This window comes from Serinicoccus sp. CUA-874 (genome assembly GCF_001942225.1).
GTDB lineage: Bacteria > Actinomycetota > Actinomycetes > Actinomycetales > Dermatophilaceae > Ornithinicoccus > Ornithinicoccus marinus.
In genome coordinates this window covers 158,372-184,573 of the sequence record NZ_MKJZ01000034.1, presented here as the reverse complement: position 1 = coordinate 184,573, position 26,202 = coordinate 158,372, and the positions used below count along the sequence as shown (strand labels likewise).

The window sequence follows — 26,202 nt, the reverse complement described above, 5'->3', positions numbered from 1 at the left end:
TGACGACCATCGAGGTGCATCCGTGACCATCATCGAGGCGAGGGACCTGCGCAAGACCTACCGCTCGCGCTCCGGCGACGTGCACGCCCTGGACGGGCTGTCGCTCAGCGTGCCGGAGGGCACCGTCAAGGGCCTGCTCGGTCCCAACGGCGCCGGCAAGACGACCACCGTCAAGGTGCTCAACACGCTGCTGCAGCCCGACTCGGGATCGGCGACCGTCGCCGGGGTAGACGTGCTGCGCGACCCGGAGGGTGTGCGCCGGGTGATCGGGGCCAGCGGGCAGTATGCCGCCGTCGACGAGCACCTCACCGGCCGGGAGAACCTCGAGATGGTGGGGTGGCTCTACCACCTGGGCGGCGGCACGGCCAGGGCCCGGGCGAGCGAGCTGCTGGAGCAGTTCGACCTCGTCGACGCCGGCGACCGCCCGGTGAAGGGCTTCTCCGGAGGTATGCGCCGCCGGATCGACCTCGCCTGCGCGCTCGTCAACGACCCGCAGATCCTCTTCCTCGACGAGCCGACGACGGGGCTGGACCCGCGTAGCCGGCTCGGGCTGTGGGACGTCATCAAGACCCTGGTCGGCCAGGGCACCACGGTGCTGCTGACCACGCAGTACCTCGAGGAGGCCGACTACCTCGCCGACGACATCAGCGTCATCGACCACGGCAAGGTCATCGCCGAGGGCACCGCCGACGAGCTCAAGGCGCAGGTCGGCGGGCACCGGGTCGTCGTCACCCTGGTCGACTCGGCCCAGGCCGCGACCGCGCGCGAGGTGCTGCACCGGCACGGGACCGACGACGTGCAGACCGACTCGGCCGGGCGCACCCTGTCCGTGCCGGTCGACGGCGGACCGCAGACGCTGCAGCGGGTCCTCTCCTCGCTCGGGGAGGCCGGGGTCGAGCTCCACGACGCCGGCATGCGCCGTCCGACGCTCGATGACGTCTTCCTCACCCTCACCGGCCGCGAGCAGGCCGACGACACCGATGTCCTGGAGGACGAGAGCGCATGAGCACCCAGACCGCACCCGCCCCGGCCGCCCACCGCGCGGCTCCCCGCTCCGGCCTGACGACCTGGGCCTCCGACGTGCGCACGGTCACGTGGCGCAACCTCATCAAGTTCCGCCGCAACCCGGAGATGCTGCTCTTCGCGGTGCTCCAGCCGATCATGTTCGTCCTGCTGTTCAGCCAGGTCTACGGCGGATCGATCCAGATCGAGGGTGGCGACTACACCAACTACCTCATGGCCGGGATCTTCGGCCAGACGGTGCTGTTCGGCTCGACCTTCTCCGGCTTCCAGATGGCGCAGGACCTCAAGGAGGGGATGATCGACCGTTTCCGGACGCTGCCGATGCACGACTCGGCGGTACTCTTCGGCCGGACCAACGCCGACCTGGCGCTGAACTCCGTGTCGATGGTCATCATGATGCTCAGCGGCCTCGCCGTGGGCTGGCGCTTCACCGACGGGTGGGTGTCGTTCCTTGGCGGGGTGCTGATCCTGCTGTTCTTCAGCTATGCCTTCAGCTGGGTGATGACGTTGCTGGGGATCATCGTGCCCACACCGGAGGTGATCAACAACGCCTCGTTCATGATCCTCTTCCCGCTGACCTTCATCTCCAACGCCTTCGTCCAGACGGACGATCTGCCGCGGGCGCTGGAGATCTTCGCCAACTGGAACCCGATCTCGGCGCTGGTCCAGGCCGCGCGCGAGCTCTTCGGCAACACCGGGTCGGCCCCGACCCCGGACACCTGGCCCATGCAGAACTCGGTCGTCACGGTGCTCGCAGGCTCGATCCTGCTCATGGCGATCTTCATCCCGCTCTCAGTCAACCGCTTCCGGCAGGCGTCCTCACGCTGAGGACAACCATTGGGCTCCGGACACCAGACGGTTAGACTGCCGGTGCAATCGTCGTCCGACGGGGGTATCATGGGAGATCTGGCGCGCCACCATCAGGCGTCCCATAGGCCAGCAACGGTGGGGTCCATCCCGTCGGCTGACGGTGGTCGATCCGTCGATGAGACAGAATGGTCAGGAACGACTCTCGGTCGGGACGATCTCGCACTCCGTCCCTCTGACGTCGGTGGAGAAGTTCTCACGGAGGCCCATCAGAAGATCCCCGGGGCGAGGCGACGTGCAGGCCAGTGGTCGCGTCGGCGCCTCGGCTGGATAGCGCAAGTGGGGGGCGTTGTCATCGGCGTGCGGGAGCAGCCTCTCCAGCCGCAGGCAGACGGACGCTTCAAACCCTCTGGAGCTTGGTTGTCGCCACAGACTCAGTGGTATCCGCTCACGAGCCCACCAAGGAGACGGACAGGCGACGTCCCACACGACCAGACTTTCTCCGGTGATGCGGTCGGTTCGGGGACCGCAGCCTCAGAGTCGATTCTCGGGCGGATGGAGGACGTTGCCTTTCTGCCCGTGCCCCTCAGGACCAGCCTGGTGTCACGCCTGTCGGAGGCGTGGCTCGCCGATGTCCAAGCCCTTCGCTACACCCGCGGCGACGGGAGCGTCTATCACTCCGTCTCTGCGCTGGTCATGTGCGAGTCGAGCGGGATCGCTCTGCTGGCCTCCCGGCAGCACGGGGCTGCGACATGGCAGGCCGAACAGCTCTCCTACTCGTTCGTGTCGCTCCGTACAGCGCTCGACTGACCACCATGCGTCAACCGCAGAAGAACTGGTACGAGATTCTCCGTGTCTCACCAGATGCCCCACCTGAGGTGATCAAACGCCACTTCGCTGTGCTCGCACGCCTCGACCACCCCGATTCCGGTGGCTCCGGGACTGTGGACATGCACGACCTCTGCACGGCACGGGACACGCTCCTCGACCGTGACAAGAGGCGTGCGTTCGACGCCCAGCTGGCCGCTTCAGAAGAGCAGGACCACGCATCGTCAACAGGGCCGGTCCCACCGCCACCCCCTCAACAACCTCAGGACCACTGGGGCCAGGAAGAGATCTGGACACCTCCTTCGCCCCACCCTTCCCCCGCCTCTCCGCCACCAGCGTGGGAGCAGCCGACGCCACCACCACAGTGGCAACAGCACTATCCACCACCGCAATGGCAGCAACCGAATCCACCACCACAGTGGCAACAGCACTACCCACCACCGCAATGGCAACAACCACCACAGCAACAACGTCCGTTGGCAATGTCCACCTCCGACTGGCGAGGTCGCACTCGCGCCGCCCGCCTCAGCGGATGTCTCCTGGTCCTTCTCAGTCTGCTGCCCGTCCTACCTAGCCTCATCACGCGTCAGGGCGATCTCGGCGGACTTCTCGCAGTCGGACTCGGGGCCCTGATCTCGATCCTGATCGCGATCCAGCGCATCAGCAGTGGAGGTCGCTTCGCCTACTTCGGATGGATCACCCTTGCCGGGGTCGCAGCACTCGGCACGTGGCTCGCACCAACCGACTGGGCCTGGATGGTCGCCGTGTACCTAGCGCTCTGGATCGTGAGCTACGTCGTCGCGGTCGAGACGCGACGCCGCGATCTGACCCGCAGCTGATCGCCGACCTCGCACTCAGGGCCGCGAGCGCAGCACCAGCGCCGCGGCCGCGAGATCCTCGGCGGCCGTGCCGACCGACACGAAGGCGGTCACCTGCTCGGCGGTCTCGCGCCCCGTCTCTCGCCCGCTCACGAGGTCGGCCAGGGTGAGCCGCACATCCTCCTCGTCGAGGGCACCGCGGCCCAGCGGTCCGACCAGTTCCCCCGCGGTCTGCCGCGCCTCGGGCACGTCGACGACGATCCGCGCCCGCGTCATGAGTGCCTCGTCCGCCTCGATCATCTGCGGGCTGAACGACCCGATGAGGTCGGCGTGCGTCCCGGGCGACACGTCCTCCCCCAGGACGAGCGGACTCGTGGCCGAGGTGGCGGTGGTCACGACGTCGGCGCGGCGCACCGCGGCGCGCAGGTCGTCGGCGACGTCCGCGGCATACCCCTGCTCGCGCAGCTCCTCGACCAGCCGCGCCGCGCGTGCACGGTCCCGTGCCCAGACGCTGGTGTGCCCGACCCGGCGGACCGCGGCGTAGCACGCCGGGACGGCGGCGGCCACGTTGCCGGCGCCCACGACCAGGTGCTCGCCGACCTCGTCCGGGGCGAGGTGGTCGGCGGCGAGCGCGCTCGCGGCGGCCGTTCGCCACCGGGTCAGCTCGGTCCCGTCCAGGATCGCCTGCGGCACCCCGGTGGCGTGGTCGAGCAACAGGTAGGTGCCGTGGATCGCGGGCAGCCCGCGCTCGCCGTTGCGGGGGTGGTGGGTGGCGACCTTCACCCCGAGCAGGTCGCCGCTGCGCCAGGCCGGCATGAGCAGCAGGGTCGCCTCGTGCTCGTCGTCCAGCGGCACGTGGCTGCGCTCCGGCGCGACGACGCCTCCCCCGGCGAAGACCTCACGCAGCGCCGCCACCAGCGCCGCCGGGTCGAGCGACTCCCGGACCGCGGCAGCGTCGAGGACGAGCGTCACCCCTGCACCGCCCCGGTCCCCGAGCCAGACCCAGTCACCGCGCCCGCGCCGGTCGAGCCGCCCAGCACATCCGGCCCCGCCACCGGCTCCCCCGCCAGCCACACCGAGCGCACGCGCTGGCCGAGCCCGGCCAGGTCGTCGTAGCTCCCGTCGAGCACGACCACGTCGGCCACCTTGCCCGGCTCCAGCGTGCCGTGGTCCTGCTCCACCCCGAGCAGCTCGGCGGCGACCTGTGTCGTGGCGTGCCAGGCCTCGAGCTCGCTCATGCCGAGGTCGCGCATGATCGCGAGCTCGTCGAGGTTGGTGCCGTGGGCGCCGACCCCGGAGTCGGTGCCCATCGCGACCTTGCGCCCGCGGCGATCGCTCGCCGGACCGAGTCGTCGTGCGCCTCGGACACCATGCGCGCCTTGGCGACGACCGCGTCCGGGAGGGGTATGCCTGCATCCGCCTGCGCGAGCACCGCCCGGGGGGCGAGCAGCGTCGGCACCAGCCAGGTGCCACGGTCGAGCATCATCTCGATCGCCTCGTCGTCGAGGTAGATGCCGTGCTCGATGGAGCGGATGCCGGCGCGGACCGCGGCCTTGATGCCGTCGGTGGCCTGCGCGTGCGCCATGACGTGCAGGCCCGCCGCGGTGGCCTCGGTGACCAGGGCGTCCAGCTCGTCGTCGCGCAGGTGGCCGTGCTGCGGGTTGCTGCGCGGCGAGAGCACGCCGCCGCTGGTCGCGACCTTGAGCACGTCGGCGCCGGCGCGGATGAGCTCACGCACCTTCTTGCGCATCTCCACCGGGCCGTCGACGACGGCTGACGGGCAGCCGGGGTGCTCCTGGATGAGCCCGACGTGGGCGCCGCAGGCCTGCCAGTCGTCGCCGTGACCACCGGTCTGGCTGATCATGTTGACCGCGATCTGCAGGCGCGGCCCCGGCGTCAGCCCGCGGCGCACCGCCTCCGCGACGCCGAGGTCGGCCCGCCCGCGTCCCGCACCCAGGTCACGCCGGTGGCCAGGGTCCGGCGCAGCCGGTCCGCCGCCTCGGAGAACGGCAGGCTGAACGGCGTCTGCAGCACCTGGACCATGCTCGGCTGCTCGATCATCACGTGCACGTGGCAGTCGAACAGCCCCGGCGTCACGGTCCGCCCGGAGCAGTCGACGACGACGTCCGCGTCAACACCGAGCGGGGGGCCGACGTCGACGATCCGACCGTCCCGCACCAGGACGTCGGCGACCGCCGGCTCGCCGAGGGTGCCGTCGACCACGGTGCCGCCGCTGAAGAGGGTGCTGGTCATGCCGGTCACGCTACTGCGTGCCACCCACGGGCCCACCGACGGTGTGGCTCCCCACCGACCGCCTCACGGGAGCAACCTTCTGCGCCCGGCGCGCGACATATCGGATGAGGCACACCGTGGTGCCCATCCCGTGAAGGAGCGCGTCATGCGACGATCCCGCCTGCTCAGCACCCTGCTCGCCGCCGCCGTGGTCGCGGCGAGCCCGCTCGCCGCACCGGCCGTAGAGCAGCCGGCCGTGGCCGCACCGGACGCCGGCGATCCCGACTTCCGCGTGCAGCGTCTCGCCGGCAGCGACCGGTATGCCACCGCCGCCCGCGTCGGCGCGCGCTTCCACTCCCCGCGCGTCCCGGTGGCCTACGTCGCCGCCGGCGGCACCTTCGCCGACGCCCTGTCGGCCGGTCCCGCCGCGGACCGGGAGGGTGGTCCGGTGCTCTTCGTGCGGCACGGCACCGTCCCCGGGCCGACGGCCGCCGAGCTGCGCCGGCTGCAGCCGCGCAGCATCGTGGTCGTCGGCGGCACCGGCGTGGTCAGCGACGACGTGATCGCGGCGCTGCGCGGTTATACCTCTGGGTCGGTCCATCGCGTGTCGGGCGGCACGCGCTACGACACCTCGGTCGCGGTGAGCCGCCGCGCCTTCCCCGGCGGCGCCGACGTCGTCTACGTCTCCACCGGCGCGGACTGGCCGGACGCGCTCTCCGCCGGCGCCGCGGCCGGGGTGCAGGACGCCCCGGTGCTGCTCACCGAGCCCGGCCGCCTGCCCGCCGCGGTGGGCGCGGAGATCGCCCGGCTCGCCCCGGACCGGATCATGGTCGTCGGCGGCAGCTCGGCGGTCTCCGAGGCGGTGGTCCGCCAGCTCCAGGGGTATGCCGTGACCGAGCGGGTCAGCGGGGCGAACCGCTACTCCACCGCGCTGGCGGTCTCCCGCCGGGTCTTCGGCCCCAGCCGCCCGGGCGTCGTCATCGCCACCGGGTCCGCCTTCCCGGACGCCCTCGCAGCGGTGCCGGCGACGGCCACCACCCGCGGCCCCATCCTGCTCGCCCGCGCCGACGGCATCCCCGGCGGCGTCGGGGGCGACCTGGACCGGCTCACTCCGCGGACGGCATACCTGCTGGGCGGGAGCGGTGCGCTGTCCATCGACGTCGCCCGCCAGGTCCAGCGCGAGCGCGGCATCTGCTGGGCCGGTCCGACCTACTCGGCGCGGGAGAGCCAGAAGGTCCTCTCCGTCGTGGGCGGCACCGACAGCCGGAAGATGGCCTTCACCCTCGACATGGGCGGACGGCTCACCGGTGCCCGGGGCCTCGTCGACTACCTCGTCGAGGACCAGGTGTGCACGACGTTCTTCTCCACGAGCCAGATGGCCAACACCAGCGAGGGCCGGGCGGTCATGGCGAAGATCAGGGCTCACCCGGAACTCTTCGAGGTGGGCAACCACACCGTCCACCACTGCGACCTCGTGCGCGGCGGGGGCGGCTCCCCCAGCGGCGAGCCGTGCCGTCGCCGGATGACCGACGCGGTGGTCCGCGCCGAGATCGCCGGCGCCACCCCGGTGCTGCGTGACCTCACGGGTATGCCGGTCACCCCGATGTGGCGGCCGCCCTACGGCGCGCAGGACGCACGGGTGCGCGGCATCGCCGCGAGCGAGGGCTTCCCGGTCACCGCGATGTGGGCCAGGGACACGATCGACTGGAGCCCGGACACCTCCGCCGCCGAGATCGTGGCGCGGACGACGAGCCCGCTGCCCGCCAGCGGCAGCATCGTCCTGGCGCACATCGGCGGCTACCGGACCGCCGAGGCGCTGCCCCAGATCGTGCGCACGATGCGCAGCCACGGCTACACGATGACGACGATCTCCGACATGCGCGATGGCTGACCGGCGTCCACAGGGCCGCCGCGCCTCCGCCGACCGGGCGGGGGCGCGGCATACCCTTGCCCTCAGACGCCCGCCCCGCGTGATCCGGGGCAGGGCCGCGCCCGCCCGACCTGACCGACCCAGGAGCACCGCCACCACATGGCCCGTCGCAAGCGCCCGCAGAGCGAGGACCTCTTCGACGTCGAGGAGAAGATCCTCGAGGTCGACGCTGTCGAGGAGATGGAGGGGGCGTTCCTGGAGTATGCCTACTCGGTCATCTACTCGCGGGCGCTGCCGGACGCGCGGGACGGGCTCAAGCCGGTGCAGCGGCGGATCCTCTACGGGATGCACGAGCTGGGGCTGCGGCCGGACCGGCCGCACGTGAAGTGCTCGCGGGTCGTCGGTGAGGTGATGGGTAAGTACCACCCGCACGGGGACACCGCGATCTACGACGCGATGGTGCGGATGGCGCAGCCGTTCACGATGCGGCTGCCGCTGGTGGACGGGCACGGCAACTTCGGGTCGCTGGACGACGGGCCGGCGGCCAGCCGCTACACCGAGGCGCGGATGGCGCCGGCCGCGCTGCTCATGACCGGCAGCCTGGACGAGAGCACGGTCGACTTCGTCCCCAACTACGACGACCAGCTCTTCCAGCCCGACGTGCTGCCCGCGGCATACCCGAACCTGCTGGTCAACGGCGCCACCGGCATCGCGGTCGGGATGGCGACCAACATGCCGCCGCACAACCTCGGCGAGGTCATCGGTGCGGCGCGGCACCTCATCGCCAACCCGGAGGCCGACCTGGAGGCGCTCATGCGCTTCGTGCCCGGCCCGGACCTGCCACTGGGCGGACGGATCGTGGGGCTGGACGGCATCCGTGAGGCCTACGAGACCGGGCGCGGGTCGTTCAAGACGCGGGCGACCGCGCGGATCGAGAACGTCACGCCGCGCAAGAAGGGCATCGTCGTCACCGACCTGCCCTACCTCGTCGGGCCGGAGAAGGTCATCGAGAAGGTCAAGCAGCTCGCGCAGAGCAAGAAGCTGCAGGGGATCTCGGACATCATCGACCTCACCGACCGGACCAAGGGGCTGCACCTGGTCATCGAGATCAAGACCGGCTTCAACCCCGAGGCGGTGCTGGAGCAGCTCTACAAGCTGACGCCCATGGAGGAGTCCTTCGGGATCAACAACGTCGCGCTGGTCGAGGGGCAGCCGCGCACGCTCGGGCTGCGCGACCTGCTGGGCGTGTATGTCGACTTCCGCACCGACGTGGTGCGGCGCCGGACCGAGCACCGGCTGGGCAAGAAGAAGGACCGGCTGCACATCGTCGAGGGCCGGCTGCTCGCGATCCTCGACATCGACGAGGTCATCCAGCTCATCCGGTCCAGCGACGACGCCGCCGAGGCGAAGACTCGGCTGATGCAGGTCTTCGACCTCTCCGAGCGGCAGGCCGACGACATCCTCGCGATCCCGCTGCGGCAGCTGACGAAGTTCTCCCGGATCGAGCTGGAGAGCGAGCGGGACGAGCTGCAGCGCGAGATCGAGGCGCTGGAGGCGATCCTCGCCGACCCGCAGCTGCTGCTCAAGGTGGTCTCGGACGAGCTGGCCGCGGTCGCGGCCGAGCACGGGACCCCGCGGCGGACCGTGCTGCTGGAGAGCGACGGGACGGGCGCGTCGTCGTCGGCCGCCGGTCCGGCGACCGGTGGCAAGGCGTCGGGGATGGACCTGGAGGTCGCGGACGACCCGTGCTGGGTGCTGCTCTCCTCCACCGGGCTGCTGGCCCGCACCGCAAGCACTGACGACGAGCCGCTCGGGACCGGCGGGCGGCGGGCGAAGCACGACGTCATCACCTCGAGCGTGCGGACGACCGCCCGCGGGCACGTCGGGCTGCTCACCACCGCGGGGCGGGTCGTGAGCCTGTCGGTCGTGGAGCTGCCCTCGCTGCCGCCCTCGGCCGACGCGCCCAACCTGTCCGGCGGCGCTCCGCTGTCGGCCTTCGTCGACCTGCCCCCGGGCGAGCAGGTGCTCGGGCTGTGCTCGCTGACCGGTGACGGTCCGGGCCTCGCGCTCGGCACGAAGCACGGCGTGGTCAAGCGGGTCAACCCGGACTACCCCGCCCACCGCGACTCCTTCGAGGTCATCTCGCTCAAGGACGGCGACAGCGTCGTCGGGGCGGTCGAGCTGGCCACGGGCGAGGAGGAGCTGGTCTTCATCACCTCGGACGCGCAGCTGCTGCGCTTCTCCTCGTCGCTGGTGCGGTCGCAGGGGCGCTCCGGCGGCGGCATCGCGGGGATCAAGCTCGGCGCGGGCGCCGTTGTCGTGGGCTTCGCCGCCGTCGACACCTCGGCGGAGAACGTCGTCGTGACCGTGGCCGGCACCGCCGGCTCGCTGCCCGGCACCCAGACGGGCTCGGTGAAGGTCACCGACCTGTGGGCATACCCCACGAAGGGGCGCGCGACCGGCGGCGTCCGCTGCCACCGGCTGCTGCGCGACGAGGACGCCCTCGTCCTCGGCTGGGCCGGCGCCGCTCCTCCGCGCGCCGCCTCCGGCAACGGTGTCGCGGTCGACCTGCCCGAGACCAACGACAAGCGCGACGGCTCAGGTATGCCCGCAGCCGCCCCGATCGCTGCTGTCGGCTGACGTCGACGGGCGGGGTCATGACCGTCCGCTCATGCCGATGTCCGGATGCATGGTGGGCACGTCTACCGCCCGGCAAGCGGCGGCTGGAGCTCTGTCAGCACTGTGCGCAACGTGAACACTCGTAGACTCACGCCATGGCAAACCTTCGCACCGATGAGGTCTTCGGCATCAGCAACGTGGTGAGCGCCTACTCATATGTGGACAGAGGCAAGCTGGACGAAGCACTCGCGCGTCACCTCGAACGCCGGAACCATGTAGCCATCAAGGGAAGTTCCAAGGCAGGAAAGACGTGGCTTCGGCAAACGGTTGTACCCAACGCGCTGGTGATTCAGTGCCGCCTTGGCAAAAAAGTGGAGGACATCTACAGAGAGGCTTTGGCCGAACTCGGCGTTCGGCTCGAATTGTCTCGCAAGTCAACGTCCCAGATTTCCGGCACTGTCGAAGCGAGTTCGAAGTTTGGTGTTGCACTCATCGGGAAGGTGTCGGCCAAGCTCGGGCTGACTGCCGGATACTCGAGCGAGAGAGAGACCGCCACGTTGCGCCAGCCAATCAGCGACCTGAAGTTCATCGCTGAACTTCTTCGCGAGTCGGGAAAACGTCTCGTCATTGAAGACTTTCACTATCTGTCGAGGGACGAGCGGAAGACGTTCGCTTTCGATCTCAAGGCTTTTTGGGACTTCGGTCTCTTCGTTGTGATCGTCGGAGTCTGGAGCGAATCGAACCTACTCCTCAACCTGAACCACGACCTCACAGGTCGGGTCCGCGAGGAGTCGATCGTCTGGTCAAGACGGGACCTAGAAGCCATCCTCGACATGGGGGGATCAGCCCTAAACGTGCAGTTCTCCCGGGAGGTGAAGGATCGGCTCATCGAGGACAGCTGTGAGAACGCGGGAATTCTGCAGCGACTTGCCTTGGAAGTGCTGGACAAAGCAGGGTTATACGAGCAGGCCGACTCGCGCGTCAGCATCCATAACGTGCACTTGGCAGAAGATGCCGCAATGTTCTATGCAGAAGAACTGAATACCACTTACCAGTCGTTTGCTCAAAATGTAGCATCGGGCGTTCGCACGTACCCGAACAGCACAGGGATCTACGGTCACGCGATGGCGGTGATCTTCGACGCGTCTGATGAAGAGTTGATTTCGGGTGTCAGTATCGACAAAATATTCAGGCAGGCCAGTCAGCGACAGTCGCGCATTCAAAAGGGGAATTTGCGCACTGTCTTGGAGAAGTTCGAGCAACTTCAGGTGGACGATCAAGGTCGCGGTTTGGTCCTGTCGTACGCGGACGAAAAGGTGCGTGTTGTAGACCGACAGCTGCTTCTATACCGTCGCTATTGCACGGTACGTTGGCCTTGGGAAGACTTGATCGACCAATCTGAAGGTAGAGAGGCCTTTCGCGGAATAGCCGACAGGTAGCTGACCGAATTGGCGCAGCTGCAGAGCTGCGCCGATTCACGGGTTTCGGGAGGCGGGGCGAAGTGTGCGTCTGTGCCGCCGGTGCCACGGACTCCAAGCCCGCGGCCATGGCGGCGGCCGAGGAGCTTGGCGCTGTCACGGTCCCCTCCGGCGAGGATCAGGTCGAGCGGATCCGCGAGCTGACCGGCGGGCGCGGCGTGGACGCCGTCTTCGACATGGTCGGTGTCGACGCGACGATGCAGCTCGCCGGCGCGACGGTCGCCCAGCGCGGCTCCGTCACGATCGTCGGGATCGGCGGCGGCACCTTCTCGTGGAACTTCTTCACCGTGCCCTACGAGGTCAACTTCTCCTCGACCTACTGGGGCACCATCGAGGACCTGCACGAGGTGGTGGCGATGTACCGCGCCGGCCAGATCACGCCCGCGATCGAGCGCTACTCGCTGGACGACGGGCTCGAGGCATACCGACGCCTCCGGGACGGCGAGCTCGACGCGCGCGCCGTCATCGTGCCGCACGACTCGTGAGGCGCTGACGCCGGGGCGCATCGCTCCTCGCCCCGCGGGGAGAAGGGACCGCAGGCGGACCACCTGCTGCCCCTGGCGGGCCAGGGCGCCGAGCGGGCCGGAGCCTCGGACGGGGCGGACGGCACCGTGTCCTGGTACGACGACGACAGGGGCTTCGGCTTCATCGCTCCCGAGACGGGTGGGCCCGACGTCTCTTCGTCCACGCCCGAGCACTGCCCGCGGACCTCACCGGTCTGGACGCAGGTGACCGGGTGAGCTTCGACACCGTCGACAGCGAGAGGGCCCGCAGGCTCGCGACGTGCGGCTCGTCGGTGGGTCGGCACGTCGGGGCGCACCCGCGCGGTCGACGTCCCGCCCCCGCTCCGGGCCGCGGCGGTCGTCCGACGGCCCGGCCCGAGGGGGCCAGGGCGTGGTCGCGCTACGACGCGGACCGGGGCTTCGGCTTCATCACCCCGGACGCCGGAGGCGCGGACCTCTTCGTGCACGTCTCCGTCCTGCGCGACGTCGAGACGCTAGAGCCGGGTGACCGGGTGCGCTACCAGGTGCGCCAGAGCGACCGGGGACCGCAGGCCGACCGCCTCGAGCTGCTCTAGTCCCGTCGGCGGACGGTATGCCGCTCGTCCCGGGTATGCCCGTCGCGTGGCCAGGCACGGAGTCCGTGCCCCGCCTCAGCGTCCTGGACAACCCGCTGTGAGCATCGCTTCATGGCTGCCTGACCCGACCCCGCCACTCCCGGCTAGGCCACTAGCGTGGGCAGCATGACCTGGATGCGATCGCGAGTGGGGTGGTTCGCGGCCGTCATCTCACTGTGGGCACTGCTGCGTGCCCTGCGCCGCCTGGTGGAGCCGGACGATCGTCCCGTGGCGCTCGCCGTCGCGGTCGTCGTCATCCTCGTCGCCGCGCTGATCCCTCCCGCCCGAGGTAGCGGGCGCGTGACGGCCGAGCAGGCGGGCTGGCGCAAGGTGGTGCAGCTCTTCCTCGCGGCCGGGGTGACAGCACTCGCCGCGCTGGTGGGCGCCGGCATGCTCGTCGCCGGGGTGCTCGGTGTCGTCACCGCCGCGGTCGTGCCGCTGGCCTGGCCGGCACCGAGAGAGTCGTCCTGACCCCACCCGGTGCAGGTCAGTCCGCAATGTCGCCCAGCACGCAGAACTCGTTGCCCGACACGTCGCGCATCACCGTCCACGGGTGCCCCTGCGCCCAGTCCTCCGTCGCCAGCGAGGCGCCCAGCGAGAGGGCGAGGTCGACCAGACGGCGCTGGTCCGGCCCGTCGCGGGTCGGCCGGACGTCGAGGTGCGTGCGGTTCTGGCGCACCTTCGGCTCCGGCTCGGGGCAGAGCTCGAGCAGCGGACCGCGCAGGCTCGGGTGCCGCAGCGTGACGAGTCCGACCCCCTCGGTCGGGACCCAGCCGGTGATCGCGGCATACAGCTCGGCGTCGCGCGCCGGGTCGGCGCTGTCGAGCGGCAGCGCCGCGACCGGACCGGTATCGGCATAGGCGGCGCGCTCCTGCATGACGCAGAACGGGTTGCCGTCCGGGTCGGCGAGCACGACCCACGGCACGTCCACCTGCCCGATGTCGGTATGCCTGGCGCCCAGTCCGAGGAGCCGCTCCACCACCTCCGCCTGCTGGGCACCGCCGCGCAGGTCCAGGTGCAGCCGCCACCCCGATGGCGGTGGCTCGGTCACCGGCTCGATGCAGATGTCCAGCCACACGTCGTCGTCGATCCGCAGCCGGCCCTCGTAGTCCTCCGGGCTGCCGGGAGCCAGGTCCTCGAGCCCGAGCGCTGCCGACCAGAACCGGCCCGTGGCCTGCGGGTCCCGCGCCTGCATGACGATGTTCTCCAGCCGCATACTTGTGACCCTAGTCCGCCCCGAGGACAGCAGCGGTCCGCGAGCGCCGCACGCCCGGGACCGCGGGTCAGAGCCCCTGCCAGTCGGGCTTGTTCGCCCACGCCTCCCGGTAGTACCGGGCGAGCCCGAGCCCCGCCGCGGCCGCCTCGTCGAGCAGCACGCTCACGTGCGGGTGCCACTGCAGCACCGTGCCGGGCCAGCGCGCCGAGACCGCACCCTCGACGAGCTGGGCGACCGCCCGCGCCTTGCCCTCCCCCGTGGCGACGAGCACGACGTGCCGGGCCTGCATGATCGTCGCCAGCCCCTGGGTCAGGCAGTGCGTCGGCACCGCGTCGGCGTCGCCGTCGAAGAAGCGCGCGTTGTCCTCCCGCGTCCGCCGGGTCAGGGTCTTGATCCGGGTCCGGCTCGCGAGCGAGCTGCCCGGCTCGTTGAAGGCGATGTGCCCGTCGCTGCCGATCCCAAGCAGCTGCACGTCGACGCCGCCCGCCGCCGCGATCCGTTGCTCGTAGGCCCGCGCCGCCGCGGGCAGGTCGTCCGCGCTCCCCTGCGGGCTGTGCACCCGCTCCGGCGGGATGCCCGCCGGGTCGGTCAGCTCGCGCCGGATCTCGGTGCGGTAGCTCGCCGGGTGCCCCTCGGGCAGCCCGACGTACTCGTCCAGCGAGACCGTGCTCACCCCGGACAGGTCGAGCTCGCCCGCCCGCACCCGGGCGACGAGCTCGGCATACACCGGGCGCGGGCTGGAGCCGGTCGCGACGCCGAGCACCGCCTCCGGTCGGGTCCGCACGAGCCGGCTCACGACGTCGGCGCCGAGCCGCCCGATCTCCTCCTCGGCGCGGCAGATGACGACCTCCATCAGCCCACCACCTCCAACCGGGTCGGGGTGACCTCCGCGGGCTCGGGGAGGCGCAGCGGTCCGTGACCAGGGGTGATGCGCCCCGCCAGCCGCGCGTCGCGGGCCCCGGTGACGCCCGGCAGGGTGCCGGGCAGGCCGTGCCAGGTGAGGAAGCCGAGCAGCGCGAAGAGGCAGGCCTCCTTCGCGTCGACCGGTATGCCGTGGCTCTCGCTCGTCGTCACCCGCACCTGCGGCATCGCCTCGGCCAGCATCCTCATCAGCGTCGGGTTGTGCGCACCGCCGCCGCTGGTCACGACCTCCTGCGGCGCAAACGGCGCCAGGGCGTCGGCCACGGTGCGGGCGGTCAGCGCGGTGAGCGTCGCGAGCAGGTCGGCGTCACTGACCGGGCGACCGTGCGCGGCCAGCGCGTCGTCGACGTGCCCGAGGTTGAAGCGCTCCTTGCCGGTGGTCCTCGGCGGCTCCCGCCGGTAGTAGTCGTCCGCCAGCAGCACCGCGAGCAGCCCCTCGTCCACGCTCCCCGCGGCGGCGCCGGCCCCGTCCGCGTCGTAACGCGCCCGTCCCGCGGTCTGCCGTGCGACCACCGCGTCGACGAGCGCGTTGGCGGGCCCGGTGTCGAAGGCCAGCACCTCCTGGGGGCCGACCACGGTGACATTGGCGATGCCCCCGAGGTTGAGCGCCGCGCAGGTATGGCCCCGCCCGCCGAGCCACAGCGCGTCCCACCGGCTCGCCAGCGGCGCACCCTGCCCGCCGGCCGCGACGTCGGCGACCCGCAGGTCGGAGACCACCGGTCTAACCGTCCGCTCGGCGATCCACGCCGGCTGCCCGAGCTGCAGGGTCCCGGCGACCTGTCCGTCCACGACGTCGTGGAAGAGGGTCTGTCCGTGCGAGGCGACGAGGTCGGGCGCTCCCCCGGCCAGCTCGGCGCCGAGCCCCGCCACCGCGTCGGCGAACGCCTGGCCGAGCCGGGTGTCGAGCCGGCACACCTGCTCCATCCCCACCTGTCCGGGCGGGTATGCCGCGAGCACCTCCTCCCGCAGCGCGTCGTCGAAGGGCACGGTCCCCGAGCCGAGGATCCGGGCCTGCACGACCTCGCCGCGCAGCTCCAGGTCGAGGGCCGCGACGTCGATGCCGTCGACGCTCGTGCCCGAGCCGACCCCGACGACGATCACGACCGCACCCGGGCCAGGGCTCCGCGCACCGAGTCGCCGCCCTGCGCGAGCAGCTCGCGCGCCCGGTCGGCGTCGTGGTCGCCGAGCACCATGACCACGGCGACCTTCGTGCTCCAGCCGGCGGCCTCGAGGGCCTCGGTCGCCCGCCCCGCCTCGCAGCCGGTCACTCGCTGCACCATCCGCACTGCCCGGTCGCGCAGCTTCACGTTGGAGGCCTGCATGTCGACCATGAACGGGCCGTGCGTCTTGCCCAGCCGCACCATGACCGCGGTGGACAGCGCGCCGAGCAGCATCTTCTGCGCCGTGCCCGCCTTGAGCCGGGTGGAGCCGCTGATGACCTCCGGCCCCGTCGGCACCTCGATCGCGTGGTCCACCCCGACCGACGCCCGCGCCCCGGTGTTGCCGGACACGGCGACGGTCAGCGCACCCCGCGACGAGGCCTCCGCCAGCCCGTGCAGGACGTAGGGCGTGCGGCCGGACGCGCTGATCCCGACCACGACGTCGCCCGGACCGACCCCGGCGCCGCGCACCATCTCGGCCCCGGCCGGGCCGTCGTCCTCGGCGCCCTCCCGCGCCTGCACCATCGCCTCCACCCCTCCGGCGGGCAGCGCCCGCACGAGGTCGGGGGTGGTGCCGTAGGTCGGCGGCAGCTCCGAGGCGTCGACGAAGGCGAGCCGTCCCGGTGTGCCCGCCCCGAGGTAGAACATCCGCCCTCCCCCGCGCAGCCGGTCCGCGATGTCGTCCACCGCCGCGGCCACGGTCGGCACGACCCGCAGCAGCGCGGGCGCCACCGTCGCCTCGGCCTCCCACAGCTCGGTCAGGACCGCCGCGGAGTCACGCTCGTCGAGGTCGAGCAGGTCCTCCCGCACCCCCTCGGTCGCGAGCGCACCGATAACCTCGGTCACCTCCGCCCCTTCCCCACCCTCCTCGGCCACGGCACCCCCAGCCCGTCCGCTCCACCCTCCTCGGCCACGGCACCCTCCAGCCCGCTCCCGCAGGCTCGCACGACGCTCACCTGGTCGGCCACGACCGGGCTCACCGCGCCTGACCACGCCTGCCGGGCCAGCGCCTCGGCCCCGTCCAGCGAGGTCCCGGCGGCCCGCAACACCTCCCCGCCGACCGCGGCCGCGAAGGGCTGGGCCAGCAGGGCGCCCACCTGGGCCAGCCCGCCCGCCAGGCAGACGGGCAGCCCGGGGTCGAGCGCCTCGCGGCACGCGCGCGCCGTCCGCGCCAGCGCCGCCGCCGCGTCCGCCCAGATCTGCCGCGCCACCTCGTCGCCGTCCTGCGCCGCCCGCGCTACGTCGGTGGCGAAGGAGGCGATGAGCTGCGACGGGTGCGCCGCGGAGTGGACCGCCGCCGGCAGTCCGACGAGCTCGCCGAATCGCTCGGTCGCCGCGCGCTCCAGCGCGGCCGACCCGCCCCGCCCGTCGCGATGCTCCAGCGCCGCGCGCAGACCGGCACGGCCCACGGCATACCCGCTGCCGTCGTCCCCGAGGAGGAAGCCCCAGCCGTCCCGCACCACCGTGCGCCCGGTCGCGTCCGCCCCGAGCGCCACCGCCCCGGTCCCGGCGGCCACCACGACCCCGGGCCGGTCACCGATCGCCCCCACGTAGGTCGTCGTCACGTCACCGGTGAGCAGCACGAGGTCGGCGTGCTCCGTGAGCAGCGCCTCCGCCAGCGCCTCCCGCCGCGCGCTCGCCGCGTGGTAGCCGACCAACCCCATCGCCAGCACGTCGACCCGCCCGACGTCCAGACCCTCGAGCGCACCGCGCAGGGCGGCCATCACCTGCCGCACCCCGTCGGCCGCCGCGAGCCCGACGACACCCGGCCCCTCGCCCTCGCGCACCCCGTCCGGTCCGCACGCGCGCACCCGCGCCCCGGTCTTGCCCAGGTCCACCGCCAGCAGGGTCGGCGACCCGCCGTCACGTCTCGTCGTCGTTGACATCACAGCAGGCAGTATGCCAATGTCTGGACCGTTGGTCTAGCACCGTTGGTCTAGATGCCTCTGACAAGGACGTGAGAGCACATGCCCCAGCCGAACCCCCGCCGCCGCAACCGCGTCGCGCTCGCCCTGACCCTTCCCCTCAGCGCCGGCCTGGCGCTCACCGGCACCGGCGCCGCCTCGCACGCGGCCCCTGCCCCGACCGGCCCACCGCTGAGCAGCTGCACCCCTGCCCCGGAGGCACCCCTGCACGAGATGCGGGGCGTCTGGATCGCCAGCGTCGCCAACATCGACTGGCCCTCGCAGCCCGGGCTGAGCCCGGAGGAGGCCCAGGCCGAGCTCGAGGCGTGGTACGACGAGGCGCTCGCCTCCGGCCTCAACAGCGTCGTCGTCCAGGTCCGCCCGACCGCCGACACCTTCTGGCCCTCCGAGCTCGAGCCGAGCAGCGCCTGGCTGACCGGCGAGCAGGGCGCGGACTTCGGCGGGTGGGACCCGATGGAGTTCGCCGTCGAGGAGGCGCACGCCCGCGGCCTGGACTTCCACGCCTGGTTCAACCCCTACCGCGTCACCCTGACCGGCACCGACCCCACGGCGCTCGCCGAGGACCACCCGGCCCGGGTCAACCCCGACTGGACCGTCGCCTACGGCGGCAAGCTCTACTACGACCCGGGCGTCCCCGCGGTCCGGGAGCACACCACCGCGGTGATCATGGAGGCGGTCGAGCGCTACGACATCGACGGCGTGCACTTCGATGACTACTTCTACCCTTACCCCGTCGCCGGCGAGGAGTTCCCCGACGACGCGAGCTTCGCGGCCTACGGCGACGGCTTCAGCGACCGCGGCGACTGGCGGCGCGACAACGTCGACCAGCTCATCGAGGGTCTGCACCAGCAGATCGAGGCGGCCAAGCCGCACGTCGCCTTCGGCGTCAGCCCATTCGCCGTCTGGCGCAACGCCGGCACCGACCCGGAGGCTCGGACACGACCGCGGGGGCGCAGACCTACGACGACCTGTATGCCGACACCCGCCTGTGGGTGCAGCAGGAGTGGCTCGACTACGTGCTCCCGCAGGTCTACTGGGCGATCGGCTTCGAGCCCGCGGCCTACGACGTGCTCGTCCCCTGGTGGAGCGAGCAGGTCGACGGCACCGATGTGGCGCTGTGGATCGGGCAGGCGACCTACAAGGTCGGCACCTCCACCCAGAGCCCGGAGTGGTCGGACCCGCAGGAGATGGTCCGCCACCTCGACCTCAACGAGGACTACCCCCAGGTCACCGGGGACGTCTACTTCTCCGCCAAGGACGTCCGCGCCAACCGGCTCGACCACTGGCCGCTGCTCCAGCAGGCGCACTACGCCAACCCGGCGCTGCCGCCCGCGCTCAACCCCGGCACGACCGAGGAGGTCGAGACACCGACCGGGCTACGCACCGCCCGCACCGCGGAGGGCACCCGCCTCTCCTGGTCGCACGCGGGCGACGACGCCGGCTTCGCGGTCTACCGCGTCGACGACGCCCGGGGCCCCGGTCGCGTCGACTGTGACGACCTGGACGCCGACTCCCTCGTCGCGGTCCTCGGCGACGGCCACACCGACTGGGTCGACCCCGAGGGCGACAAGCACGACGTCTACGTCGTCACCGCGCTCTCCCGCGACAACACCCAGTCGCCCGCCTCGAAGCCGAAGCGCGGCCGATGAGCGCCGAGCCGACGTCGACCGCGCGCGAGGGTGCCCGGACCGGCGCCCCAGCGGGCGCGACGTCGGGCTCGGGCTGGGCAGTGCCCGCGTGGGCAAGGCCGAGGTGATCCGACAGCGGCTCGAGGACCTCATCGCCCCGATGAGCCCCGGGGAGCCGCTGCCCGCCGAGCGCGACCTCGCCGCCGAGCTCGGCGTCGCCCGGATGACGCTGCGCCGCGCCGTCGAGGCCCTCGTCGCCGACCACCGGCTCATCCGGCGCCCCGGCGCCGGCACCTTCGTCGCCCCGGCGCGCGTGGACCAGCAGCTGTCCGCCACGTCCTTCTCCACCGACATGCGCTCCCGGGGGATGACGCCGGGAGCGCATACCGTGTGGGCGCGGGAGCAGCCGGCCGGCATGATGCTCGGCTCGGTGCTCGGCATCGAGCCCACCGCCACGCTCGTGCACGTCCGCCGCGTCCGGACCGCCGACGGCGAACCCATGGCGCTGGAGGACCTGCACGTGCCCGGCGACCTGGTGCCGGGGCTGACGGGCGCCGACCTGGAGAACTCCTCCTTCTACCAGCTGCTCGAGTCCCGCTACGGCCTCACGATCACCGCGGCCACGCAGACCATCGAGCCGCACCTCACCACCGCCGAGGAGTCCGAGCAGCTCGCCACCGACCCCGGCTCCCTGGCGTTCCTCTTCGAGCGGACCTCGCGGGTCGCCGACGGGCGCGTCACCGAGTTCGTCCGCTCGGTCTACCGCGGCGACCGCTACCGCATCCTCGTCGACATCTTCCCCACCTCCACCGGCGAGCGCCGGTGACCCATCCCGCACCATGCGACACCCCTCGAAAGGACACACCATGAAGAGCGCATCCCGTGCCACCCGCCTCCTCGCGCTGGCGGCCATCACCTCCCTGACCCTGTCCGCCTGCGGTGGCGACGACGGCGGCTCTGGCGACGGCTCCGGCGAGAGCGGCGGTGGTGATGCCTCGGGCGAGACCCTCACCGTCTGGATCATGGAAGGCACCAACCCCGACCCGACCCCGTTCTTCGACGAGGTGAGCACCGCCTTCGAGGAGGAGACGGGCGCGAGCCTGGACATCCAGTTCGTCCCGTGGGCCTCGGCGCACGACAAGTTCACCAACTCCATCGCCGGCGGCACCGGCCCGGACGTCGCGGAGGTCGGCACCACGTGGACCCCCGAGTTCGGCGACGCCGGCGCGCTCATGGACCTCTCCGGCCACATCGAGGAGGCCGACCTCGGCGACGCCTACGTCGACAGCGTCCTCGACGCCGGCACCTACGACGACGCCGTCTACGGCGCGCCCTGGTATGCCGGTGTCCGCTCGATCGTCTACCGCACCGACCTGCTCGAGGAGGCCGGCGTGGAGCCGCCGACCACGTGGGACGAGATCGTCTCGGTCGGCGAGGCGCTCAAGGAGTCCGATCCCGAGCTCATCCCCTTCCCGGTGCCGAACTCGACGCACACCACGACCCCGTTCATCTGGGGCGCGGGCGGCGAGGTCGCCACCCAGGACGGCGACACCTGGACCTCCGGCCTGGACTCGGCCGAGGCGGTCGAGGGGCTGACCTTCCTGGAGAGCCTGGCGGGCGAGCACGACCTGTCGACCCCGGCCGCGAGCACGTGGAACGAGGCGGACACCCGCGACGCCTTCGCCCGCGGCGAGGCCGGCATGATCATCAGCGGCTCGTGGACGCCGAAGTCGATCCTCGAGGCCAACGGCGACCTCGAGGGCAAGCTCGGCGTGGTGCCGATCCCCGGCCAGGACGGCGGCATGGCCCCCTCCTTCGCGGGCGGCTCGCACCTGTCGGTCTTCGAGACGACGGAGAACGAGGAGCTGGCGTGGACCTTCGTGGAGATGATGACCACCGGTGAGTTCGCCGAGAAGTGGGGCGAGCAGACCGGATTCTTCCCGGCCACCACCGACCTGCTGACCCAGCTGGAGGAGGCCGACGACCCGCTCGTCGCGCCCTTCGCCCAGCAGATGCAGGATGGTAGCGCCACGCTCCCGGTCACCCCGCTGTGGGGCCAGGTCGAGGGCGCGCAGACGATCCCGGCGATGATGGAGTCGATCCTCGGCGGCAAGGCCAGCGTCGAGGAGGCCACCACGACCGCCGCGGACGAGATGAACGAGATCTTCGGCTCGTGAGCTCGCCCGCCCTGGGGTCGGCGCGGCGGCCGTGGCTGCTGCTCGCGCCGACCCTGGCCGTCATCGGCATCTTGCTGCTGTGGCCGATGCTCCGCGTGGTCATCCTGTCCTTCCAGGACTTCGGGCTGCGCGAGCTCGTCCGCGGCGGCGCGGAGTTCGTGGCGGTCGAGAACTACCGCGACGTCCTCACCGACGAGCGGCTGTGGCGGGTGGCGCTGCCCAACACCGTCCTCTTCGCGCTCGTCTGCGTCGTCCTCACGGTGCTCGTCGGCACGCTGGTCGCGCTGCTGCTGCACCGGCTGCCGCCGGGGTGGCGGACGCTGGTGACGATGTCGGTCATGGCCGCCTGGGCCGTCCCCGCCGTGACCGGGACGTATGTCTGGGTCTACCTCTTCGACGCCCGCGCCGGCTTCCTCACCGGGCTGCTCGGCCAGCTCGGCCTGGTCGACGTCGCTACCCAGAACCTCTTCACCGAGCGCGGCTGGTTCTACGCCATCGCCACCCTCAACGTCGTGCACCACGGCTTCCCCTTCGTCGCGGTCACCGTGCTCGCGGGGCTCATGACGATCCCGACCGAGCTGCCCGAGGCGGCGATGATCGACGGCGCCAACGCCTGGCAACGCTTCCGGCACGTCACGCTGCCGATGCTCAAGCCGGTCTTCGCGATCGTCACGATCCTGTCGACGATCTGGGACTTCAAGGTCTTCACCCAGATCTACCTCATGCCCGGCGGCGACGGCTCCAACCGTGAGGTGCTCAACCTCGGCACCTGGAGCTACATCACCGCCATGTCGCAGAACAAGTTCGGCCTCGGCGCCGCCATCGCGGTGCTGCTGACGCTGCTGCTGCTCGTCATCACCGCGGTCTACCTGCGCACCCTGTTCAAGGAGGAGGAGCTGTGAGGCGCCTGCTCGGACGCAGCGGGCTGGTGCTGGCCAGCCTCGTGGTCATCGTCTTCAGCATCTTCCCGGTCTTCGTCATGCTCGGCACCGCCGTCGACCCGGCGGCGAACGCGGGCGGGCGCGGCGTCATACCCGCCGGCATCTCGTTCGAGCACTTCGCCCGGATCTTCTCCGAGACGCGGTTCCCCGACTACCTGCTCAACTCGCTCATCGTCGCGGTCGTCACCGTCGTCGCCAGCGGGCTGCTCGCGCTCTTCGCCGCGGTCGCGGTCGCGCGCTTCCGCTTCTCCGGGCGCACCAAGATCCTCATGATGATCCTCATCGTGCAGATGGTGCCGATGGAGGCACTCGTCATCCCGCTGTTCCTGCAGGCCAAGACCCTGGGATTGCTCAACAGCCTGCTCGGGCTGTCGGTGGTCTACATCGCCTTCAGCCTGTCCTTCGCCATCTGGACGCTGCGCGGCTTCGTGGCGGCGGTCCCGGTCGAGCTGGAGGAGGCGGCCTACCTCGACGGTGCCAGCTGGTGGCAGATGTTCTGGAAGGTTCTCTTCCCGCTCGTCGCCCCCGGGCTCGTGGCGGTGAGCGTCTTCAGCTTCATCCTGGCGTGGAACGAGTTCATCTTCGCGCTCACCTTCATGGCGGACGACGACATGTATACCGCCGCCGTCGGGCTGCGGACTTTCTTCACCCGCAGCGGCACCGACTGGGGCGCGGTCATGGCGGCCAGCTCGATCATCACCGTGCCGGTCATGATCTTCTTCGTCGCCGTGCAGTCCCGGCTGTCCGGCGGCCTCATGGCAGGAGCGACCAAGGGATGAACCAGACCGACCTCCCCGCCGGGGACGACCTGCGGCGGGACGCGCTCAACGTGCTCGCGCCCGGCTTCGTCGGGACGACGCTGCCGCCCTGGCTGGAGCAGCTGCTCGACGAGGGTCTGGGCGGGGTGTGGCTCTTCGGCCACAACGTGACCGACGAGGCGCAGGTGCGGGCGCTCACCGAAGCGGTGCACGGGCGGTGCGCGGAGGCGCTGGTCTGCGCCGACGAGGAGGGCGGCACCGTCACCCGGCTGCACCACGCCGAGGGCTCGCCCTGGCCGGGTGCGTGGGCGCTCGGGGTCGTCGACGACGCGGAGGCGACGCGGACGGTATACCGCGGGCTGGGCGAGCAGCTCGCCGCGGCCGGGATCGACCTCACCGCGGCGCCCGACGCCGACGTCAATACCGAGCCGGACAACCCGGTCATCGGCGTGCGGTCGTTCGGGGCGGACGCCGGGCTGGTCGCGCGGCACGTGAGCGCGGCCGTTGCGGGACTCGCGGAGGCGGGCGTGGCGACCTGCGCCAAGCACTTCCCCGGTCACGGGTCGACCACCCTCGACTCCCACCTCGACCTGCCCGTCCTCGACGTCGACCCACAGACCCTCGCGCGTCGTGAGCTGGTGCCCTTCCGCGCCGCGGTCGACGCGGGGACGGACGCGATCATGACCGGTCACCTGGTCGTGCCGGGGCACGGCGACCTGCCGGCGACGCTCAACCCGGCGCTGCTCGGGATGCTCCGCGAGGAGCTCGGCCTCACCGGGGTGATCTGCACCGACGCGCTCGACATGGCGGCGGTGGCCGACCGCTACGGGCGGGAGCGCAGCGCGGTGCTCGCCCTGGCCGCCGGGGCCGACCTGCTCTGCATCGGCAACCCGGTCTTCCCCGGCGACTACGACGCGGCCGAGGACACCGTGCGGCTGGTGGAGGCTGTGGTGGCCGCGGTGCGCGACGGCGAGCTCTCCGCGGCCCGGCTGGCCGAGGCCGCCGGCCGGGTGCGGGCGCTGGGAGCGCGGCAGGCGGCGCGACGTGCCGGTCATGGCAGAGGTGACGGCGGGGCGGCGGCCGACGGCGGGGACTCCACCTCGCTGCCACTGGAGGCGCCCGACGACCTGGGGCAGCGGGTCGCTTCGCGAGCGGTGCGCGTCACGGGGGTGGGCGGGTCGCTGTCCGGGGCGGACGTGGTGGCGCTCAGCAGGCGGGGCAACATCGCCAGCGGCGCCCGCCAGGAGGTCGTATCCGGTGTGCTCGCGCAAGAGCTCTCGGGCCGGGTCCGCACGCCGGACCAGACCGTGGACGAGGCGGTGGACGACGTGACCGCGGGCACCGACCGTGGTCCACTGGTGCTCGTGAGCGACGACCACAGTGAGTGGGACGACCCCACGATCCGCGGGCTGCTGGGCCGTGCCGACGCGCTCGTGCACACCGGTATCCGGGATCTCCCCGCCGACCTGGCCGTGCCCCGCGTCGTGCGGACCTACGGCGGCGGCCGGGCGAGCGCGCTGGCCGGTGCCACGGCGTTGCGCGGCCTCGGCGGTGAGCCGTGAGGCTCGTCTCGGCCGAGCAGGTGCTGTGGCCGGACGGCAGCCTCTCCGGCGGCTGGGTCGCCGTGGAGGGGGGCCAGATCGCCCGCGTGGGGCGAGGCGCCCCGACCGAGCCGGCGGACCGGCATACGGCGCTCCTCTCCCCCGGCTTCGTCGACATCCACTGCCACGGCGGCGGCGGCCACAGCTTTGCGACCCTCGACCCGGACGAGGTGAGCAGCGCCGCCATGGCCCACCACCTCGCCGGGACGAGCACCGTCATGGCCTCGCTGGTCTCCGCGGCGCCGGACACGCTGCTCGCGCAGGTGCGGGCGCTGGCTCCGCTGGTCCGCGGGCGCATGATCGCCGGGATCCACCTCGAAGGCCCGTGGCTCAACCCGACCCGGCGCGGCGCGCACGACCCGGCGGTGCTGCGGCACCCCGACCCAGCCGAGATCGACGCCGTGCTGGAGGCCGGCGCCGGGAGCATCTGCATGGTGACGATCGCTCCCGAACTGCCGGGGAGCCTGGACGCGATCCGCCGGCTCGTGGGCGCCGGCGTCGTCGTCGCGGTCGGGCACACCGACGCCGACGCCGACCAGCTCCGGGCGGCGGTCGACGCCGGCGCGGAGGTCGTCACGCACCTGTGCAACGCCATGCGCCCGATCCACCACCGCGACCCGGGCCCGGTCATCGCCGCGCTCGGCGACCCGCGCCTCACCCTGGAGCTCATCGTTGACGGCGTGCACCTGCACGACGACGTCGTCGACCTGCTCCACCGCAGCTCCCGGGCGCGGATGGTGCTCATCAGCGACGCGATGGCCGCGGCGGCCGCCGAGGACGGCCGCTACGCGCTGGGCTCGATGGAGGTCGACGTCGTGGACGGCGTCGCGCGCTCGGTCGACACCGGGAGCATCGCCGGGAGCACGCTCACCCTGGGCCGGGCCGTGCGGCGGGCCGTCGGCGCCGGGCTCGCCCCCGAGGACGCTCTCGTGGCCGCCACCAGCGACCCGGCGCGCACCCTCGGGCTCGACGCCGGGAAGATCACCGTGGGCGGCCGCGCCGACCTCGTCGGGCTCGACGCCGACCTCGAGACCCGGCTGGTCGTCCGCGCCGGGGAGGTCCTGCTCGACACCTGAGCTGCCC

24 protein-coding genes and 3 pseudogenes are annotated in these 26,202 nt (G+C 71.9%); 19 read left to right on the top strand and 8 right to left on the bottom strand.

Annotation, left to right across the window (positions count from 1 at the left end; translation table 11 throughout):
* The first annotated feature begins 22 nt into the window (after positions 1 to 22).
* From BJF80_RS11690 to BJF80_RS20300, 5 genes and pseudogenes are all read left to right on the top strand, one after another.
* A complete protein-coding gene (locus BJF80_RS11690) occupies positions 23 to 1,006 on the top strand; it encodes an efflux ABC transporter ATPase subunit, DrrA-related (protein WP_075813834.1) in 984 nt (327 codons plus the stop codon).
* Entirely contained in the window at positions 1,003 to 1,851 is an 849-nt protein-coding gene (locus BJF80_RS11685) for an ABC transporter permease (RefSeq protein ID WP_083673641.1), read from the top strand. Before BJF80_RS11690 ends, BJF80_RS11685 begins: the two co-directional genes overlap by 4 nt.
* Before the next feature lie 534 nt (positions 1,852 to 2,385).
* Positions 2,386 to 2,640: a hypothetical protein gene (locus BJF80_RS18905; RefSeq protein WP_075813832.1), complete on the top strand. Its 255-nt coding sequence runs from the start codon at positions 2,386 to 2,388 to the stop codon at positions 2,638 to 2,640.
* Positions 2,583 to 2,831, top strand: a pseudogene (locus BJF80_RS21620) (DnaJ domain-containing protein); the annotation flags it as partial. The gene BJF80_RS18905 and the pseudogene BJF80_RS21620, both read left to right, overlap by 58 nt.
* A gap of 309 nt (positions 2,832 to 3,140) precedes the next feature.
* A complete protein-coding gene (locus BJF80_RS20300) occupies positions 3,141 to 3,497 on the top strand; it encodes a hypothetical protein (protein ID WP_237767579.1) in 357 nt (118 codons plus the stop codon).
* Positions 3,498 to 3,512: 15 nt separating this feature from the next.
* On the opposite strand, the gene lhpI is transcribed toward BJF80_RS20300, so the two are convergent.
* From lhpI to BJF80_RS20295, 3 genes and pseudogenes are all read right to left on the bottom strand, one after another.
* Positions 3,513 to 4,448, bottom strand: a complete 936-nt coding sequence (gene lhpI, locus BJF80_RS11670; RefSeq protein ID WP_075813990.1) for a bifunctional Delta(1)-pyrroline-2-carboxylate/Delta(1)-piperideine-2-carboxylate reductase — start codon at positions 4,446 to 4,448, stop codon at positions 3,513 to 3,515.
* Positions 4,445 to 5,388 (bottom strand): annotated as a pseudogene (locus tag BJF80_RS11665) (amidohydrolase family protein). Before BJF80_RS11665 ends, lhpI begins: the two are co-directional and overlap by 4 nt.
* On the bottom strand, positions 5,373 to 5,729 hold the full coding sequence (locus BJF80_RS20295) for an amidohydrolase family protein (protein ID WP_237767578.1): 357 nt from the start codon (positions 5,727 to 5,729) through the stop codon (positions 5,373 to 5,375). Before BJF80_RS20295 ends, BJF80_RS11665 begins: the two are co-directional and overlap by 16 nt.
* Positions 5,730 to 5,874: 145 nt before the next feature.
* Between BJF80_RS20295 and BJF80_RS11660 the strand changes: the two genes are divergently transcribed.
* From BJF80_RS11660 to BJF80_RS11635, 6 genes are all read left to right on the top strand, one after another.
* Positions 5,875 to 7,599 (top strand): cell wall-binding repeat-containing protein, encoded by a 1,725-nt coding sequence (locus BJF80_RS11660; RefSeq protein WP_158068532.1) that lies wholly within the window; start codon positions 5,875 to 5,877, stop codon positions 7,597 to 7,599.
* A 138-nt stretch (positions 7,600 to 7,737) separates the two neighbouring features.
* Positions 7,738 to 10,218, top strand: a complete 2,481-nt coding sequence (locus BJF80_RS11655) for a DNA gyrase/topoisomerase IV subunit A (RefSeq protein ID WP_075813826.1) — start codon at positions 7,738 to 7,740, stop codon at positions 10,216 to 10,218.
* Between the two features lie 134 nt (positions 10,219 to 10,352).
* Positions 10,353 to 11,636, top strand: coding sequence for a hypothetical protein (locus tag BJF80_RS11650; protein ID WP_075813824.1), 1,284 nt, complete (start codon positions 10,353 to 10,355; stop codon positions 11,634 to 11,636).
* A 62-nt stretch (positions 11,637 to 11,698) separates the two neighbouring features.
* A complete protein-coding gene (locus tag BJF80_RS11645; RefSeq protein WP_075813822.1) occupies positions 11,699 to 12,160 on the top strand; it encodes a zinc-binding dehydrogenase in 462 nt (153 codons plus the stop codon).
* Positions 12,161 to 12,411: 251 nt separating this feature from the next.
* On the top strand, positions 12,412 to 12,753 hold the full coding sequence (locus BJF80_RS21215; protein WP_321166394.1) for a cold-shock protein: 342 nt from the start codon (positions 12,412 to 12,414) through the stop codon (positions 12,751 to 12,753).
* 165 nt (positions 12,754 to 12,918) lie between these two features.
* Complete coding sequence (locus BJF80_RS11635) at positions 12,919 to 13,263, top strand: hypothetical protein (RefSeq protein WP_143554095.1); 345 nt, start codon at positions 12,919 to 12,921, stop codon at positions 13,261 to 13,263.
* Positions 13,264 to 13,279: 16 nt separating this feature from the next.
* On the opposite strand, the gene BJF80_RS11630 is transcribed toward BJF80_RS11635, so the two are convergent.
* The 5 genes from BJF80_RS11630 to BJF80_RS11610 all read right to left on the bottom strand — a co-directional run bounded on the left by BJF80_RS11630 (position 13,280) and on the right by BJF80_RS11610 (position 17,975).
* The gene (locus tag BJF80_RS11630; RefSeq protein WP_075813818.1) at positions 13,280 to 14,008 is read right to left on the bottom strand and encodes a VOC family protein; all 729 of its coding nucleotides are present in this window, start codon (positions 14,006 to 14,008) and stop codon (positions 13,280 to 13,282) included.
* A gap of 67 nt (positions 14,009 to 14,075) precedes the next feature.
* The gene (nagB, locus tag BJF80_RS11625) at positions 14,076 to 14,861 is read right to left on the bottom strand and encodes a glucosamine-6-phosphate deaminase (protein WP_075813816.1); all 786 of its coding nucleotides are present in this window, start codon (positions 14,859 to 14,861) and stop codon (positions 14,076 to 14,078) included.
* Positions 14,861 to 16,030, bottom strand: coding sequence for an anhydro-N-acetylmuramic acid kinase (locus BJF80_RS11620; protein WP_075813814.1), 1,170 nt, complete (start codon positions 16,028 to 16,030; stop codon positions 14,861 to 14,863). Before BJF80_RS11620 ends, nagB begins: the two co-directional genes overlap by 1 nt.
* Complete coding sequence (locus BJF80_RS11615) at positions 16,027 to 16,935, bottom strand: N-acetylmuramic acid 6-phosphate etherase (protein WP_075813988.1); 909 nt, start codon at positions 16,933 to 16,935, stop codon at positions 16,027 to 16,029. The genes BJF80_RS11620 and BJF80_RS11615 overlap by 4 nt, the downstream gene beginning before the upstream one ends.
* On the bottom strand, positions 16,932 to 17,975 hold the full coding sequence (locus BJF80_RS11610) for an N-acetylglucosamine kinase (RefSeq protein ID WP_083673638.1): 1,044 nt from the start codon (positions 17,973 to 17,975) through the stop codon (positions 16,932 to 16,934). The genes BJF80_RS11615 and BJF80_RS11610 overlap by 4 nt, the downstream gene beginning before the upstream one ends.
* A gap of 81 nt (positions 17,976 to 18,056) precedes the next feature.
* Here BJF80_RS11610 and BJF80_RS20290 point away from each other — a divergent pair.
* The 8 genes and pseudogenes from BJF80_RS20290 to BJF80_RS11575 form a co-directional block, all read left to right on the top strand.
* A pseudogene (locus tag BJF80_RS20290) lies at positions 18,057 to 18,872 on the top strand (family 10 glycosylhydrolase); the annotation flags it as partial.
* A gap of 134 nt (positions 18,873 to 19,006) precedes the next feature.
* On the top strand, positions 19,007 to 19,663 hold the full coding sequence (locus BJF80_RS20285) for a family 10 glycosylhydrolase (RefSeq protein ID WP_237767594.1): 657 nt from the start codon (positions 19,007 to 19,009) through the stop codon (positions 19,661 to 19,663).
* A gap of 88 nt (positions 19,664 to 19,751) precedes the next feature.
* Entirely contained in the window at positions 19,752 to 20,468 is a 717-nt protein-coding gene (locus tag BJF80_RS20280; RefSeq protein WP_075813810.1) for a GntR family transcriptional regulator, read from the top strand.
* 40 nt (positions 20,469 to 20,508) lie between these two features.
* Positions 20,509 to 21,819 (top strand): sugar ABC transporter substrate-binding protein, encoded by a 1,311-nt coding sequence (locus BJF80_RS11595; RefSeq protein ID WP_075813808.1) that lies wholly within the window; start codon positions 20,509 to 20,511, stop codon positions 21,817 to 21,819.
* Positions 21,816 to 22,721: a carbohydrate ABC transporter permease gene (locus tag BJF80_RS11590; protein ID WP_075813806.1), complete on the top strand. Its 906-nt coding sequence runs from the start codon at positions 21,816 to 21,818 to the stop codon at positions 22,719 to 22,721. Before BJF80_RS11595 ends, BJF80_RS11590 begins: the two co-directional genes overlap by 4 nt.
* A complete protein-coding gene (locus tag BJF80_RS11585) occupies positions 22,718 to 23,539 on the top strand; it encodes a carbohydrate ABC transporter permease (protein ID WP_075813804.1) in 822 nt (273 codons plus the stop codon). Before BJF80_RS11590 ends, BJF80_RS11585 begins: the two co-directional genes overlap by 4 nt.
* The gene (locus tag BJF80_RS11580) at positions 23,536 to 25,080 is read left to right on the top strand and encodes a glycoside hydrolase family 3 N-terminal domain-containing protein (RefSeq protein ID WP_075813802.1); all 1,545 of its coding nucleotides are present in this window, start codon (positions 23,536 to 23,538) and stop codon (positions 25,078 to 25,080) included. The genes BJF80_RS11585 and BJF80_RS11580 overlap by 4 nt, the downstream gene beginning before the upstream one ends.
* Positions 25,077 to 26,195, top strand: a complete 1,119-nt coding sequence (locus tag BJF80_RS11575; protein WP_075813986.1) for an N-acetylglucosamine-6-phosphate deacetylase — start codon at positions 25,077 to 25,079, stop codon at positions 26,193 to 26,195. The genes BJF80_RS11580 and BJF80_RS11575 overlap by 4 nt, the downstream gene beginning before the upstream one ends.
* The last annotated feature ends 7 nt before the right edge of the window (positions 26,196 to 26,202 follow it).

Excerpts from the sequence above, each read along its gene's own strand:
- BJF80_RS11685 (WP_083673641.1), top strand. The coding sequence starts at position 1,003 with ATGAGCACCCAGACCGCACCCGCCCCGGCCGCCCACCGCGCGGCTCCC.
- BJF80_RS18905 (WP_075813832.1), top strand. The coding sequence starts at position 2,386 with ATGGAGGACGTTGCCTTTCTGCCCGTGCCCCTCAGGACCAGCCTGGTG.
- BJF80_RS20300 (WP_237767579.1), top strand. The coding sequence starts at position 3,141 with ATGTCCACCTCCGACTGGCGAGGTCGCACTCGCGCCGCCCGCCTCAGC.
- BJF80_RS20295 (WP_237767578.1), bottom strand. The coding sequence starts at position 5,729 with ATGACCAGCACCCTCTTCAGCGGCGGCACCGTGGTCGACGGCACCCTC.
- BJF80_RS11660 (WP_158068532.1), top strand. The coding sequence starts at position 5,875 with ATGCGACGATCCCGCCTGCTCAGCACCCTGCTCGCCGCCGCCGTGGTC.
- BJF80_RS11655 (WP_075813826.1), top strand. The coding sequence starts at position 7,738 with ATGGCCCGTCGCAAGCGCCCGCAGAGCGAGGACCTCTTCGACGTCGAG.
- BJF80_RS11650 (WP_075813824.1), top strand. The coding sequence starts at position 10,353 with ATGGCAAACCTTCGCACCGATGAGGTCTTCGGCATCAGCAACGTGGTG.
- BJF80_RS11635 (WP_143554095.1), top strand. The coding sequence starts at position 12,919 with ATGACCTGGATGCGATCGCGAGTGGGGTGGTTCGCGGCCGTCATCTCA.
- BJF80_RS11630 (WP_075813818.1), bottom strand. The coding sequence starts at position 14,008 with ATGCGGCTGGAGAACATCGTCATGCAGGCGCGGGACCCGCAGGCCACG.
- nagB (WP_075813816.1), bottom strand. The coding sequence starts at position 14,861 with ATGGAGGTCGTCATCTGCCGCGCCGAGGAGGAGATCGGGCGGCTCGGC.
- BJF80_RS11610 (WP_083673638.1), bottom strand. The coding sequence starts at position 17,975 with ATGTCAACGACGACGAGACGTGACGGCGGGTCGCCGACCCTGCTGGCG.
- BJF80_RS11595 (WP_075813808.1), top strand. The coding sequence starts at position 20,509 with ATGAAGAGCGCATCCCGTGCCACCCGCCTCCTCGCGCTGGCGGCCATC.
- BJF80_RS11580 (WP_075813802.1), top strand. The coding sequence starts at position 23,536 with ATGAACCAGACCGACCTCCCCGCCGGGGACGACCTGCGGCGGGACGCG.